The organism is Cyanobacterium sp. HL-69 (assembly GCA_002813895.1).
Taxonomy (GTDB): domain Bacteria; phylum Cyanobacteriota; class Cyanobacteriia; order Cyanobacteriales; family Cyanobacteriaceae; genus Cyanobacterium.
The window spans coordinates 1,108,348-1,124,434 of sequence record CP024912.1 but is presented as its reverse complement, the minus strand read 5'-3'; the positions used below and the strand labels follow the sequence as shown (position 1 = coordinate 1,124,434).

Sequence of the window (16,087 nt, the reverse complement as noted above, 5' to 3'; positions counted from 1 at the left end):
AAGAGCAGGAAACTTTATAAAGTTATGACTAAAGCCGTTGTTTACTCTATCGTCGTCACAATATTTGTTAGCGGTTGTTTCCCCTTGGAGAATGTTGACCAAAACTCCCTAGCTAGTCAACAACAAACTTTTTATGCTCCACAAAATTCCTCGGGAGATGAGATACCTACCGATATTTTTAGTGTCATTGAAAATGAAAGAAAAGACAAGATAAAACGTCCCACCAATACCGAAGAAAGACGGCAAATGTTTTATGATGAGTTACCCCCTAATTTTCATCAATTGCCAAGGAGTGAACAAATTAAAATTCGAGATCGGCTAATGTATTCTACCATGGTTGAATTTCGGGAACAATCTGACATAAATGCTGTTAATCAAGATATTTATGAATATGATTTACCATCTTCGAACAATGGTAATACAGGTAATTCTTCCTCCCATGTAAATGTTTTTGATTATGGTATTCCTTACAGTGGTACAGGGGAATAGTGAGTTTTTAAGATTACTTAAATATTTCAAAAAAAATAAAATACTTAGTATAAAAAAATAGTAATTATTAGCCTTGTGAAGCTAAATTTAAGCTCTATTCCTCAAGATTTATTTTTTAAGCTAAACTGTTGATAACTATGTAATAAAAAATAATTCTAAGTCGTGGATAATAATAAAGCTGATAAAGAAAATATGCTCTATCCCCGTAGTCCTTATCGTGGAGATTTTACCCCAGAAAATTTAGTATTCAATGCTAATTTACAAGAGTTCGCCCAAAAAGTAAGCTATATTTGTAATTTAGAAACCAACGGAAAAGTAAGCTCAAATCAGGCTTATCAACAGATAAGAGGATTATGGAAAGAGCTTAAAAGCAGTATGAAAAATTTAAATTTAGAAGAATAAATAGTTTTTGGTTATGGCTACTATCAAAAATTATCATCAATGGGAATTTAAAACTCTTCTAAACTTCCTTCCTTTACTCCCACCAGCATTAGGAGAGGTTAGGAAGTATGGTAATAGGTGACAATTGGTTAAAAAAAGTTAATAATTAATACAAGTCACCCATAACTGATAGATAATGCAGCCAACTGATCCGAATAAATTTACTGAGAGTGCTTGGGATGCCATTGTGCGATCGCAAGAAGTATGTCGTAATTTCAAAAATCAAAATTTAGAAGTAGAACATATCATTTTGGCACTGTTGGAAGAAAACACCATCGCCGGGCAAATATTCACCCAAGCCAAGATAGATTTACCTACCCTCGAAAAACAATTACGCACCTTTGCCACTCGTCAGCCAAAAATGTTCAGTGTCAATCAACTGTACTTAGGGCGGGGTTTAGACTTACTGCTGGATAGGGCGGAAGCCTGTCGAGAAAGTTGGCAAGATGACATCGTTGGGGTATCCCACATTTTGACTGCTTTTTCTGAGGATGAGCGCATTGGTAAACGCACCCTAAGAGCTTTTAACCTCGATGCCCAAGATTTTCAGTTACAGATAAAATCTTTTAAAACAAGCATCGAACAAGCAGAGGAAACTACTCAAGAGCAAGAAAATCAGGAAGGAGAAGAAAAAGAAGGAGCTCCCCTGGACAAGTATGGTAGAGATTTGACAGAGCAGGCAAAAGCTGGAAAACTTGACCCTGTAATCGGTAGGGATGATGAGATTAGGCGAGTAATTCAAGTGCTATCCCGTCGTACCAAAAATAATCCCGTGCTGATTGGTGAGCCTGGGGTGGGCAAAACTGCGATCGCCGAGGGTTTAGCCCAAAGAATCGTCAATGGAGATGTACCAGAGTCCCTCAAAGATAGACAACTAATTTCCCTCGACATGGGAAGCCTCATTGCAGGGGCAAAATATAGAGGACAATTTGAAGAAAGATTGCGCTCAGTATTAAAAGAAGTAATCGAATCCGATGGACAAATAATTCTCTTTATCGATGAACTCCATACCGTAGTTGGTGCAGGTTCACGGGAAGGGGGTGCCATGGATGCAGGAAACCTCCTCAAGCCCATGTTAGCAAGGGGAGAATTGCGTTGTATCGGGGCTACCACCCTCGATGAATACCGTAAGCATATTGAAAAAGATCCCGCCCTAGAGCGCCGTTTTCAGCAGGTATATATCAAACAGCCCACCGTGGAAGATACCATTTCCATTTTACGGGGTTTAAAAGAGCGTTACGAAGTCCATCATGGGGTCAAAATTACCGATTCTGCCCTCATCGCCGCTGCTACTCTATCTCACAGATATATTACAGATCGTTTTCTCCCTGATAAGGCCATCGATTTGGTGGACGAAGCCGCTGCAAGGTTAAAAATGGAAATCACCTCCAAACCTTTAGAATTAGAGGCTTTAGATCGTCGTTTGTTACAGTTGCAAATGGAGGAATTATCCCTACAAGGGGAAGGAAAAAATGATAAATCTGCCCAAGAAAATCTCGAGCGCATCAAAGCAGAAATTGATGAGTTGCAGGATAAACAAAAGGGATTGTCTTCTCAATGGCAGATAGAAAAGGAATTTTTAGATGAAATTAAAACCCTAAAAACCGAAGAAGAGCAAGTGCGCCTAGAATTGGATAAGGCGGAAAGAGCCTATGACCATGAAAAAGCGGCTCAAATTAAGTACGGCAAACTAGAAACCCTCCAACATGACATCGAGACTAAGGAGACGGAATTACTCAAAATTCAGTCCCAAGAAAACGCCATGTTACGGGAAAATGTTACCGATGCAGACATTGCCGAAATTGTGGCGGGTTGGACAGGGATTCCCATGAATCGCCTACTAGAAACTGAGCGCCAAAAATTACTCGAACTAGAATCCCATCTTCAAGAAAGAGTGGTGGGGCAAGGGGAAGCCGTGGCGATCGTTTCTGCGGCCATCAGAAGGGCCAGGGCGGGGATGAAAGATCCTAGTCGTCCCATCGGTTCATTCCTTTTCATGGGACCCACAGGGGTCGGAAAAACCGAATTAGCAAGGGCTTTAGCTGCTTTCCTCTTTGATTCGGAAGATGCCATGGTAAGAATTGATATGTCGGAATATATGGAAAAACATTCCGTATCTAGGCTTTTGGGAGCGCCCCCGGGGTATGTAGGATATGAGGAAGGAGGACAACTTTCTGAGGCCATTCGTCGTCGTCCCTATTCTGTGGTGCTATTGGATGAGGTGGAGAAGGCTCACCGAGATGTTTTTAATATTCTTTTACAGGTATTGGATGATGGTAGAATTACCGACAGTCAAGGGCGATTGGTGGATTTTCGTAACACTATCATTGTCATGACTTCTAATATCGGCAGTGAGTATATTTTGAACTTAGGGGAAAATGATACTGATTATGAGCAAATGCGATCGAAAGTTTTGACTTCCTTGCGTAAACATTTCCGCCCTGAATTTTTGAACCGTATTGATGATTTAACTATCTTCCACAGTCTCAAGAAAGAGGAGTTACGCCACATTGTGACTCTACAATTAGCCCGTTTACAAAGTCTTTTGGGTGAGCAACAAATTAAAATTGAGCTAACCCCAGAGGCACAGGACTATATTGTAAATGTGGGTTATGACCCTAATTATGGCGCTCGTCCTCTCAAACGAGCAATTCAAAAGGAATTGGAAAATCCCCTCGCCACCAAAATTCTTGATCTCACTTTCTCCGAAGGGGATACGGTGTTGGTGAAATATGAGGATGAGAAGTTAGTTTTTGCTAAGGCAGAGTAACTAATAACTAATTATGGCAATGTTAACCATTCCCCATTGCCTATCTCAAGCACTTTTTCATAAATTCCTAAATAGGGCGAGAGTGATAAGATAATTGTTTGTTGAGAAAAATATAGTTATTAATTTTTTGATTATTCTGATGTTAAAAAGAGTTATTTTAGTTTTCTTGTCTTGTCTTTGTTTGTGGGCTAGTTATCCCCTCAGTAGTATGGCAGAGATAGATAGCGATCGCTACGATGGTAATATTTTTGTGGTATATGCTGGAAATGGATCCTTAGTCCCCCCTCGTCTTACTCTCAAACAATCTTTTGAAAGAGAATTACCTGCCATCTTAGTTTATTATTTGGATGACAATAGCGATTCTAAGGAGTTTGCTTTTATTGTTTCTCGTTTTCAGGAATTTTATGGACGGGCTGCTAGTATTATCCCTGTCAATGTCGATACTATTCCTATGAAAAAAAATTATACCCCCGATGAGGTGGGTTACTACTATGAAGGAACTATCCCTCAGACAGTAATTTTAGACCAGAATAAAAAAGAGATTTATAACGGCAAAGGTATCATCGAATTTGAAGAAGTGGACGATGTTTTAAGAGATTTATTTAATCTTTTACCTCGCTCGGAATCTGTGCAATTAAAAAGAAAAACTTTCAATGAGTTTAATAGTGAGTTAGTGCCTGAAGATAAGTAATTTTATGAGGGGTTTAACCCCTTACTTACTAAAAAATAAGTTGTTATTACATTAAGGTTAATTTTGTTAAATCAATCTAATATTTTGTGAGAGGTTTTTTATGCTAACTATTAACTTCTACTATCTAGCCAGAGTTGTAGAATTATAGCTGCGGCCCGTTTATCAATTAAACCTTTATTTTGCCGAGAATATTTTTTACTACTCCTGAGTTGCTCTTCTGCTTCTACGGAAGTAAATCTTTCATCTACAAATTCTAAGGCTAATTGGAGGCTATGGGCTAACCTTTGGGCATATTTCATAACTTGTTTAGCCTGAAAGCCAATTTCCCCTTCTTTGTTGTACGGTAAACCGACGACTAAAATAGTTGCTTCTCTTTCTTTGATGATTTCTTGAAACTTGAGAATGTCATCATCAAAAGAACCACGTTCAACGGTAGTTAATTCTGTGGCTATTATACCTAAACCATCACATCCTGCCACACCAATTCTTCTTAGCCCTATATCTAAACCGAGGGCAGATAATTTTTTCATGTTGTCACTTTGTTTAATCACACCATCAAATGGAAGTCACTGTTTTATCAGTAATTTTCAAGGTTAAGTTTATCAAATAACCGAACAGTTACAAATATTGACTGATAATTTGGTTAAATTGTTCTAGTACAATGGGTTTACTTAAATAATCATCCATTCCTGCCTGTAGGCAACGCTCTTTTTCTCCTTTGATTGTTCCTGCAGTGAGAGCGATAATAGGGGTATGGTGAGTTTCTATTTCTCTGATGGCAGTGGTTGCTTCATAGCCACTCATGATGGGCATTTGAATGTCCATTAAGATTAAATCGGGGTTATGCTTTTTAAATTTTTCTACGGCTTCTTGTCCATTTTTAGCGGTGACAATGGTGCTGTGGGCGATCGCCTTTTTTACCAAAATTTTAGTTAAAGTTAAATTAACTCGATTATCTTCAGCGATCAAAATCGTAACATTATCAACAGTCAACTCTTTTTCATTGCCAACACCATCCCTTATGTCTTGTACCAGAGAATCAGACTTTGTGACTCTCAGATGAGCTAAAGTAGAATACAACTTATCAATGCTAATGGGTTTATTATGCTGACTTTGAATACTTAACTCTTCACAAGCTAAATTAATGTCTCGATCATTGGCTACACTATGTAATAAAACAATGGGTAAATGATTAGAGTCAAAGGATTGACGGATAATTCTAATTAAATCTAAACCATTACTATCAGGCAAACTATAATCAATTATCGCCCCCTCATAAATATCTGGATTCTTATTTAAAATATTTTGAGCTGAAGCACAATCATATACAACATCACAAACAATATTTTTACGTAATAGCATCTGCCTGAGAATATCGCAGTTATTAACATTATCATCCACAATCAATAAACGTTTAATACTACCCAAACCCTCATACTCAATCTCCTCTCCCATATTAGTTTTTAGTTGTAAAGTAAAATAGAAACAACTACCTTTATTAAGCTCACTTTCTAAGTGCAATTCACTACCCATCAACGCCAATAACTTATTAGAGATAGTTAAACCTAACCCTGTGCCTCCGTATTTACGAGTTATGGAATTATCCTCTTGCGCAAAGGCTTGAAAGATATTCTCTTGCTTTTGTGGGGTAATTCCTGTGCCAGTATCTCTCACAGAAAACTGTAGATTGAAAACTAAATTATCATTTTCTAAAGGCTGTAATACTTCTGAAAAAGGTATTTCAATACTCTGGGCAATGGTTATTTTTAGTTCTATTTCTCCTTTTTCTGTAAATTTAACCGCATTTCCGAGGAGATTAATCAAAATTTGTTTTACTCTAATTTCATCTAACCAAGCAAAACGGGGTAAATCTGGAGAAATATTTAATAGAATTTCAATATCTTTATTGGCTACCTTGAGGCGAATTATATCAATTACCTCGGAAGCAAGATTCCAAAGATCTGTTTTATGATAGGAAAGTTCTAGTCTTCCTGCTTCTATTTTGGAAAAGTCGAGAATGTCATTAATCAAATCCAGCAGAATATTACCAGATTGATTTACTAGGTTGAGATATTTTTTTTGAGTATTATCGAGATTAGTTTCTAACAGCAATTCAGAAAAACCAATGACACCATTTAGGGGAGTACGAATTTCATGGCTCATATTCGCTAAAAATTCTGACTTTGCCCGATTTGCCAATTCCGCTTGTTGTTTTGCCAGGTTCAAATTTTCTTCAAGACTTTTTCTTTCCATCGCACTGGCAATACTATCGGCAAAACTCTGTAACAAAGCAGTTTCCCCTTCTGTCCATTTTCTTCTTTTCTGACAATCATCAAACCCAATAATACCGACGAGTTGTCCTTGATAGAATATAGGGATATAGATAAAAGATTTTATATTCTGTTCTTCTATTAACGATTTAAAAACTAAATTATCTTCTATGTCATCGGTGAATGTTTGAAAGGGTTTCCCAGCCAATAGTACTTCTCCTGCTAGGGGATACATGGAGATGGGAATATTAATTAATTGGGGATTTTTTATGACCATGGGTCTTCCGTCGGCATAATATTCATATTGATGATTACAGATAGGTTCATGTTCTCCCTTTTCTACGGTAAAGTAATACGCTTGATCTGTGCCAAGGGCATCGCATAGAATTTTAAGGGTAAGGGCGATCGCACTTTGTACATCATCGTTAACCAACAACTCCTTTGTAGCCAAGGAAATAGCCGAGAGCATTTTTTCCTTTAGTTGTAAATTTTTATTAGCTTTTTGAATTTTATTTTTAGTTAATTTTTGACGAGTAATATCAAATATAACCCCCTCTAAATAAAGGAGTTCTTCCCGTTGATTATAAACCCCCCTACCCTTGTCAGAAACCCATACTACGCTATTATCAGTAGTTACCATAGCATATTCTACCTCGTAACTGGTTTTGCTTAAGACAGCTTTATTGACCTTCTCGCAAACTTTTTTTCTATATTTAGGATGGATTATGTCATACAAATTAATGCGGTTATCTATAAAATCTTGAGGTTGATAACCCGTTAATCGTTTAATTTCATCGCTAATAAATAAAGTTGTATAACTATTATCATTGAGACACTGATAAGCCACTCCTGAAAGATTAGCAATGAGATTTTTGATCTGATTCTCACTCTCTGCCAAAGCAATTTTTGTCAATTGATTCTCAGTAATATCCGCAGTAATACCATCTATTCTAACAATTTCCCCTTCATCATCCCGAATATACTTCACCTTGTTAGAAACCCATTTAACTTGCCCTGTGGCGGTAACAACTCGGAATTCGGTATTATGATACCCTTGTGTTTCCAAATTTTCCAGAATAATGGGAATTTGATATTGATCATCTGGATGAATTACCCTTTGCCAAAGGGAACTATCTTTAATCCATTCCTCCATAGAAATGCCATATAATTCCTCTACAGAGGGAGTAACATATAGTGTTTCTTGTTTAGGATAAGTAACTGACCATACCACCTCATTAAGAGAACCCAAAATACTCTGTAGCTGTTGTTTTGTTGTTAATAACTCTTGTTGGGCGATTTGATTTTCAGTAACATCAGTTTGGGTACCAAACCAAAACCAGTTTCCATGCTCATCCTGTTGAGGTTGAGATTTTATCTGCATCCAGCGCACCTCACCATCACCAATAAATCGGACTATTTGGTCAAAAGGAGAGCGACAAATCCCCGCTTCATAGTTCTTAGTCATGAATAAATCTCGATCATCAGGATGAATTTTATCAATGGCTAATTGAGGATTTTTCAACACATCCTCCGCTTTCAAACCATTTAAATTACTCCATACAGAACTAACATAACTAAATCTAAAATCTTGTGTCAATTTGAAAATACCCATAGGTATAAAAGACACTAACTGATCAAATTCCTTTGTTTTTTTTGCCAGAGCAATTTGATTTTTCTTATCTTCATCAATATCCTGAAAAGAACCATAAAGACGACGACATTTTCCATCTTGGAAATCCGATTCAATGATCGCCTTTACCCAAATGTCTTTCCCCGTTGCCGTTACTAGCTGCACCTCAAAGGAAGAAGACGTACCATTCATAATAGCTCCCTCCACCGCCTTTGTGACAGTATTTCGACTTTCCCCTTCTCGATAAAAATTAATAGCATCATCCAAAGTAGGTTGGAAATCTAAAGGCAATTCATGGATAATCTTCGTCATATCAGTCCATTGCACAGTATCTTCTTCTAAATTAACTTCCCAACCACCAACCCTTGCCAAACGGCTAGTTTGTTCTAAAAATTCTTTAGTTAAATTAAGATCAAATTCAGTCTTTTTAAGAAGACTTATATTCTTGATAGTAGCGCACAAAAATATAACATTACCTTCATTATCATTAATAGTATAGTTACTAGCTAAAACAGGAAAATAATGACCATTTTTATGTTTAAAATCTATTTCAATATTTTTATTATTTATGCTAGAAATAGTATTACAAAAAATACTTTCATAAAAATTAACCTCTTCATCCTTCCAATAAACAAAAGGAGGATATTTACCCATCAACTCATCCCGACTAAATCCCGTCATCTCACAAAAAGCACGGTTTACTTCCAAAGTTTTCCCTTCAGGAGATAACACCATAAAACCATCAGGAAGATTGGTAATAACTGAGTTAGAAAATTGTTTTTCTCTTTGTACCTTTTCTTCTCTCTGTTTTCTTTCTGTAACATCCCTTGCCAAACCATAAATTAAGCCCCCATGGATTTGAGCTTTCCATTCCAGATAAATATATGTGCCATTTTTATGACGACATCTATTTTCAAAATAGTTAATAGATTCTTGGCTTTGAAGTTTTCTAAAAACAGCGAGACTACCTTCTAAATCATCGGGGTGAACAAAATCAGCAAAGTTACATCCCTGTAACTCTTCTATAGAGTAGCCGAAGATTTCTTCCCAAGAAGGATTTAGTTGTAAAAAATAACCCTCTAAATCCGTTACACATAATAAATCTAACGCCAAGGAAAAAAACTGATCTAAATTGTGTTGCCCTATATTTTGCAAATTCTTATTGCGGCCTGATTCCTCGACATTCATTAGTTTTTCGATTTTATCTTAATCCTGCTTAAACTATTTTACTTGTACTTTCATTCTATTCGCGTGTTTTTGGGAAGAATGTACCTTGAAATTTTTTTTGACTATTCATTTTATCTTTCGCATTTTGTAATATTTTTCAGATACTTAGCTAAATGAGACTTTTTTGATTTGGCAATATCTTCAGGAGTGCCGATGGCAACTAATTCTCCGCCCTTGTTTCCCCCTTCCAAACCTAAATCAATAATCCAATCAGCGCACCTTATCACATCCAAATTATGCTCAATGACGATGATGGAGTTGCCCTTATCTGCTAATTTTTGCAACACATTTAGAAGATGGTGAACATCATAAAAAGACAATCCCGTGGTAGGTTCATCAATTAAATATACCGTTTTGCCCGTGGCACGGCGAGATAATTCTGTGGCAAGTTTTACCCGTTGGGCTTCTCCCCCCGACAGAGTAGGCGCTGATTGTCCTAGTTTGACATAGGTTAAACCCACATCCACGAGGGTTTGTAAACGATTTACGGCACGGGGGATATTTTCAAATACCTTCAGGGCTTCTTCTACCGTCATATCTAACACATCGGCGATGGAATAACCCTTATATTTCACTTGCAAAGTTTCCCTGTTATACCTTGCCCCTTTGCATATATCACACTGTACATATACATCAGGTAAAAAATTCATGGAGATGACGTTTACCCCCTGCCCTCCACAGGCTTCGCATCTGCCTCCTTTGACATTGAAGGAAAAACGCCCTGCTTTGTAACCCCTTGCCTTGGCTTCGGTGGTTTGGGCAAACATTTCCCTAATTACATCAAATACCCCTGTATAGGTGGCGGGATTGGAGCGGGGAGTGCGTCCGATGGGGGATTGATCGATTACAATGACTTTATCAACGGCTTCTATGCCTTCTAGGCTGTCTAGTTGTTTGGGGAAGGGGGTGTTACGTTGGAGGTGATGTTTGAGGGCTGGATAGAGTAATTCATTGATGAGGGTGGATTTTCCTGAGCCTGAAACCCCTGTGATACTGACGAATTTTCCGAGAGGAATTTGGACATCTATATTTCTGAGGTTGTTACGGTGACAGTTTTTGAGGGTTAAAAAGTTGCCGTTTCCTTCCCTTCTGGTTTCGGGGATGTCAATTTTTTTTCTCCCTGATAGGTAGGCGCTGGTGAGGGATTCTTTTGATTTGAGGAAGTTTTTGTAGTTCCCTTGATAGACAATTTCCCCGCCGTGGACTCCTGCCTTGGGGCCAATGTCAACTATATAGTCCGCACTCTTGATTGTGTCTTCGTCATGCTCTACAATGATTAAAGTATTGTCGAGATCTCGTAATTTTCTGAGGGTTTCTAAGAGGCGATCGTTATCTCGTTGATGTAAACCGATACTTGGCTCGTCTAATACGTATAATACCCCTGTTAATCCTGAGCCGATTTGGGTGGCAAGGCGAATGCGTTGGGCTTCTCCCCCTGAAAGGGTCATGGCGGTACGGTCTAGGGTAAGATAGTCTAAGCCGACATTTAGTAAAAATTCTAGTCTTGCTTTGATTTCTTTGAGGGCTAATTCTCCTATCTGGGCTTGTTTGGGGGTGAGGTTGATGTTATTTACTCGATTTAGGCATTCTCCGATGGAGACGCTGGTTAAGTCGTGGATGTTGTATTGTCCTAGTTTAACAGCGAGCGCCTCGGGCTTTAGTCTTTTACCGTGGCACACTTCACAGGTTTGATGTTCGATGTACTGTTCGAGTTTTTGTTTAATTACTTCGGAGTTACTTTCTTGATAGGTTTTTTCGAGCATGGGAATTACGCCCCGATAGTAACCGTACTGGATTTGTTGAATTTCTTTGTCTCCGTGCAGGATGATATGTTGTTGTTTTTCAGTGAGGGTATGCCATTTATCGCTTAGTTTAAAGCCGTATTCTGTGGCGACATATTCGAGGAGAGATGTGTAATAAGGGTTTTCTTTGTCTGCCCAAGGGGCGATCGCCCTTAGAACCATGGCATCAGGATCTGGTACAATCAAATCAGGGGAAAACTGCTTTAGACTACCCAAACCATGACAATGTCCACAGGCACCATAGGGAGAATTGAAAGAGAATAAACGGGGTGATAACTCCTCCATTACTGCGCCATGGGTTGGACAAGCAAAATTTTCTGAGAAAATGATAGTTTCTTCCTCTTTACCCACAATTTCCACCATGGCTACCCCTTCGGCAATTTTTAAACAGGTGGCTAGGGAGTCGGCTAACCTTTCTTGAATGTTGCCCTTGACCACGAGGCGATCGACCAGTACACTTATATCATGTTTTTTCTGGGATTTTAGCTCAATATTATCCCCTAATTCCCTGATTTCTCCGTTTATTTTTACCCTCACAAATCCTTGAGAGCTTAAACTAGAAAGTAGTTGATGGTGGTTACCCTTTTTCCCTCGTACCACAGGGGCAAGTAAATGTAGTTTACTTTTTTCAGGTAAAGCTAAAATGCGATCGCACATTTCATCGATGGTTTGGGGTGCGATGGATTGACCACAAATAGGACAATGGGGTTCTCCTGCCCTACCATAAAGTAATCGCAAATAGTCGTAAATTTCTGTAACCGTGCCTACCGTTGAGCGAGGATTATGGGAGGTGGATTTTTGATCAATAGAAATAGCAGGGGATAACCCCTCAATGCTATCTACATCGGGTTTATCTAGTTGCCCTAAAAATTGTCGGGCATAGGCACTCAACGACTCCACATAACGCCTTTGCCCCTCCGCAAAGATGGTATCAAAAGCAAGGGAGGATTTTCCGCTACCCGATACCCCCGTAAAGACGATTAACTGATTGCGGGGTAGTTCTAAATCGATATTTTTGAGGTTATGTTGTCTTGCGCCACGAATACGAATCATTAGTTAATAGATGATTGATAATAAAATTTGGATTTGCCTTGTCTTCTGTGTAACTAATTTTTTGAATGGGAAACCAATTACTACTAATTACCTAATTACCTTGAGGAAAATATAGGGTGGGTTTCAGGTAAAATAGTTCTACTGTGGAATAACCATGAGTATAGGGACTTAGGAAAATCCAAGCCCCTAACGGTTGATTGTTGATTTGTATCTATGATACCGTATCTCAAACCTAACTTGTATCCCACATCAAGAGGCACTCCAAGAAAAAAAACTTTGAGTTGAAACCGAAAATAACACTAATAAAATTAATTACTATTCATTACTAAATGAGTTTGCCCGACATAGGATTTAGACTACTCGCCATATTTTCCCTGATTGCCATTAACGCTTTTTTTGTTACGGGGGAATTTGCCATAGTTTCCGTGAGGCGATCGCGCATTAACCATCTAGTATTAGAAGGAGATATACCCTCCCAAACTGTCCAATCTTTACAAAAAAGTTTAGACAGACTTCTTTCTACCACCCAACTAGGGATAACCCTTTCTAGTCTTGCCCTCGGTTGGATTGGGGAAAGTACCATGGCACAAATCTTACAGTCAGTCATCATCGCTTTACCCCTACCCCCCAATGTCAGCGAAATATTAATCCATTCTGTATCTATTCCCCTTTCCTTCGTGCTGTTAGTATATCTACAAATAGTATTAGGAGAATTATGCCCAAAATCATTTTCCCTTCTCTATGCCGAAAATTTAGCCCGACTTCTTGCCCCCCCCATTCGAGTAATCGGCACCATCTTTAAACCCTTTATCGATATTCTCAACCAATCCACCAAATTTATATTGCGTTTATTTGGGGCAGAATATACAGGGCAAGGATGGTATAAACAAGTTACCCCTGAAGAATTACAACTTATCATCCGCACAGAAAGAGAGTCATCAGGGTTAGAAGCCGACGAAAGGGAGTTACTCAGTAATGTGTTTGAATTTGGGGATGTGGAAGCCTTAGAAATCATGACACCCCGAGTAAATATTGATTATTTATCCTTCGATTCTACCTATCAAGATTTAATCGAAGAAGTAGCCAAAACAGGACATTCCCGTTATCCTGTCATTGGAGAATCTTTAGACGACATTCGGGGTATTATCAACCTAAAAGACTGTGTTTCTTTCTTGGGAAAAAATGGAGAAGAGTCAGCAGAAAATCCACATCCCAAGCTATCAGAAAGTAAATTAGGACAATCCATAAAAGACTTAATTCGCCCCGTCAAATTTTTATCAGAATTTACTCCCCTGAGTGAATTACTCAACGTGATGCAAAAATCACGGTTAAAAATGGTCATTATCGTAGATGAATATGGAGGCACCGCTGGATTAGTGTCTATGCAAAATTTAATCAACGAAATTTTGGGCCATGAAGAAAAAAGTACCACCAATGAAGAGTCAGAAGTAACTGTCATAGATGAGCAAAATTTCTTGGTTTCAGCCCAAATCAACCTTGAAGAATTGAATGATTTACTCGATTTTAATTTACCTCTCACGGAAGAATATACAACTTTAGGGGGATTTTTAATTTATCAGTGGCAAAAAATTCCTTCCATCGAGGAAATATATGGTTTTGATAATCTTATTTTTACCATTGCTGATATGGATGGCCCTCGGATTAATAAAATTAAAATTACCATTAAGGAGTAGATAGGGAATGGGCAACGGGCAATGGGCAATAGGCAAGAGGCTTAAGCCCCTTGTTATATCAAGTTCGGAAAATTCGTTATAAATGAATTGTATCTTTGCAGTTGCCCCACCGTGTAATGAATTACACGGCTAATGGTAGTTAGTTCAATTTATTGAACTAAGATATTGATATTCCTGATTTATAAGCGATCAAGCGAACTTGATATTAACAAAAATAAACATAGAGCTGATTCCCAGAGATTTTCAGTAGTATATTAATACAAATAAACTTATTCAAAAGTCTTCTGCTCTTCCATGACAAATAATCATCAAGAAAACCTAGGGCGTGTCATCAATTAAGCCATATAACGACTGCGGCTAGATAAATAGCACCAAGAAAATTTATTTTTCGTTTATCATACCTAGTGGCTATGGCTCTATATTGTTTTAATCGGGCAAAAAAGTTCTCAATCAAATGTCTTGCTTGATATAAATACTTATCATATTCTCGTTGTTCTTTTCTATTTCTTTTTGGTGGAATAACCGCTATTTTATCCTGCTTCTTTAGCTTTTCCAGAACTCTTTCATCCGCATCATAACCTTTGTCCCCTAACAAAATATCTGCCTTTATTTCTTTTAGTAAAACATCTGCACCGTCCAAATCACATTTTTGTCCTCCGGTGAGGAAAAAACCTGTAGGATTACCTAATGCGTCAACCGTAGTATGAATTTTTGTACTTAAACCTCCTTTACTTCGACCTATTGCTTCCTCGTTTTTATCCCCCCTTTTGCACCAGCACTATGCTGGTGTGCTCTTACTATGGTTGAATCAATCATGGCATATTCATCGTCACTATCTCCTGCCAAAATTTGAAAAACCTTTTCCCAGACACCTTTTTTATTCCAACGACTAAAACGAGTATGAACCACTCGAAAATCACCAAATCGACTAGGTAAATCTCGCCAAGGAATACCAGCTCGATACCTGTACAATACCGCTTCGACAAAAAGTCGATTATCTTTGGCGGTGACTCCCACTGTACCAAATCGACCCGGTAATAAATCTTTAATTTTTTCCCATTGATCGTCTCTCAAACCATACCTGCGCATCTCTACCATATCCTCACTTTTGTCACAATTACTATCATCCTTATTTTATCTGTTATTCTCTTCTATTTGATGACACGCCCTAGGTTAATAAATTGTGCTAGGTAATTCAACACTTTGATATTCTGATGGGAAGGCACCATAAGGAGAAGAAAGTGCTAAGATACTTTACAATTTAAGTTCTATTTGTAAAATTATCTAAAACTCAGTTTATAGTTACCTTTATGTCTAAAAAATCCTTAACTACAAAGGCTTGTAAATTCTTTATCTTAGCTTGTTCTGCCTTTTGGTTGACATCTTCTAATGCCGTTTTTGCTCAGAATAATTTAGAGGCAGAAACCGAGGGCGGAGATAACATTATCGCTCCTATCAGTCAGACAAATACTCTTTTGAGTCTTGAGGGGGGAGAAAGGTTGATGAGAGAAGCTGAACAAGCTATTAATCAAGGTAATTATGATCTTGCCGAAACCAATTTACAACAAGCCCGTAGAGTTTTTAATCAGTTATCTAATTTTTATGTACAATTAGCTGATAGCTTTTCTGGTATTGATAATGATATTACCAGTTCCCAAAGATCTGGGGCTTTACGTACTGCAAGTTTGAGAGATGAAGCTACTTATCAGTTGGCTTTAGTTCATCGAGCTCAAAATAAACCTGAATTATCTGTACCTTTATTAATTCAGATTATCCGCTCTCAAAATCCCACCAGTGAGTTAGGACAAAAATCTTATCAACAGTTATACGAAATCGGCTTTGTACAAACTCCTTTTGAAGGTCGTCGTCGTTAATTTTTTTTGTTTAAGGAAATGAGTGTAATGGGTTGAATCAAATTCAACCCTTCTTTATGGCAAATAGATGGAGTTTATAAAACAGAATTTATCTCCTCTTTTTGTATCTAGCAGCAGCTAGGACACACTTTCGGGGAGGAATATTT

10 protein-coding genes are annotated in these 16,087 nt (G+C 38.0%); 6 read left to right on the top strand and 4 right to left on the bottom strand.

The genetic code is table 11. The features are described 5' to 3' along the window. The first annotated feature begins 24 nt into the window (after nt 1-24). The 4 genes from AA637_RS05120 (at nt 25) to AA637_RS05105 (ending at nt 4,391) form a co-directional block, all read left to right on the top strand. Nucleotides 25-489 carry a hypothetical protein gene (locus AA637_RS05120; protein ID WP_446684162.1) on the top strand — a complete coding sequence of 155 codons (465 nt, stop codon included), beginning with the start codon at nt 25-27 and terminating at the stop codon, nt 487-489. 192 nt (nt 490-681) lie between these two features. After that, entirely contained in the window at nt 682-891 is a 210-nt protein-coding gene (locus AA637_RS05115; protein ID WP_069791824.1) for a DUF7219 family protein, read from the top strand. A 175-nt stretch (nt 892-1,066) separates the two neighbouring features. Beyond that, nucleotides 1,067-3,700: an ATP-dependent chaperone ClpB gene (gene clpB / locus AA637_RS05110; protein WP_446684161.1), complete on the top strand. Its 2,634-nt coding sequence runs from the start codon at nt 1,067-1,069 to the stop codon at nt 3,698-3,700. A gap of 139 nt (nt 3,701-3,839) precedes the next feature. Continuing rightward, a complete protein-coding gene (locus tag AA637_RS05105) occupies nt 3,840-4,391 on the top strand; it encodes a thylakoid membrane photosystem I accumulation factor (protein ID WP_446684160.1) in 552 nt (183 codons plus the stop codon). 110 nt (nt 4,392-4,501) lie between these two features. Here the strand turns inward: AA637_RS05105 and ruvX are convergent, their stop codons facing one another. The 3 genes from ruvX to uvrA all read right to left on the bottom strand — a co-directional run bounded on the left by ruvX (nt 4,502) and on the right by uvrA (nt 12,373). Continuing rightward, nucleotides 4,502-4,921 (bottom strand): Holliday junction resolvase RuvX, encoded by a 420-nt coding sequence (gene ruvX, locus AA637_RS05100; protein ID WP_069791785.1) that lies wholly within the window; start codon nt 4,919-4,921, stop codon nt 4,502-4,504. An 88-nt stretch (nt 4,922-5,009) separates the two neighbouring features. Continuing rightward, nucleotides 5,010-9,479, bottom strand: a complete 4,470-nt coding sequence (locus AA637_RS05095) for a PAS domain S-box protein (RefSeq protein ID WP_446684159.1) — start codon at nt 9,477-9,479, stop codon at nt 5,010-5,012. Nucleotides 9,480-9,589: 110 nt separating this feature from the next. Further along, nucleotides 9,590-12,373, bottom strand: coding sequence for an excinuclease ABC subunit UvrA (uvrA, locus tag AA637_RS05090; protein ID WP_446684158.1), 2,784 nt, complete (start codon nt 12,371-12,373; stop codon nt 9,590-9,592). Nucleotides 12,374-12,702: 329 nt separating this feature from the next. Between uvrA and AA637_RS05085 the strand changes: the two genes are divergently transcribed. Next, nucleotides 12,703-14,067: a hemolysin family protein gene (locus AA637_RS05085; RefSeq protein WP_446684157.1), complete on the top strand. Its 1,365-nt coding sequence runs from the start codon at nt 12,703-12,705 to the stop codon at nt 14,065-14,067. Between the two features lie 331 nt (nt 14,068-14,398). On the opposite strand, the gene AA637_RS05080 is transcribed toward AA637_RS05085, so the two are convergent. Beyond that, nucleotides 14,399-15,156, bottom strand: a protein-coding gene (locus tag AA637_RS05080) for an IS5 family transposase (RefSeq protein ID WP_446684519.1) whose coding sequence is annotated in 2 segments (ribosomal slippage) — nt 14,399-14,817 and nt 14,817-15,156 — 759 coding nt in all. Because the reading frame shifts where the segments join, the coding sequence is not laid out codon by codon here. 221 nt (nt 15,157-15,377) lie between these two features. On the opposite strand from AA637_RS05080, the gene AA637_RS05075 reads away from it, so the two are divergent. Next, nucleotides 15,378-15,941 carry a hypothetical protein gene (locus AA637_RS05075; protein WP_069791810.1) on the top strand — a complete coding sequence of 188 codons (564 nt, stop codon included), beginning with the start codon at nt 15,378-15,380 and terminating at the stop codon, nt 15,939-15,941. Nucleotides 15,942-16,087 lie beyond the last annotated feature (146 nt).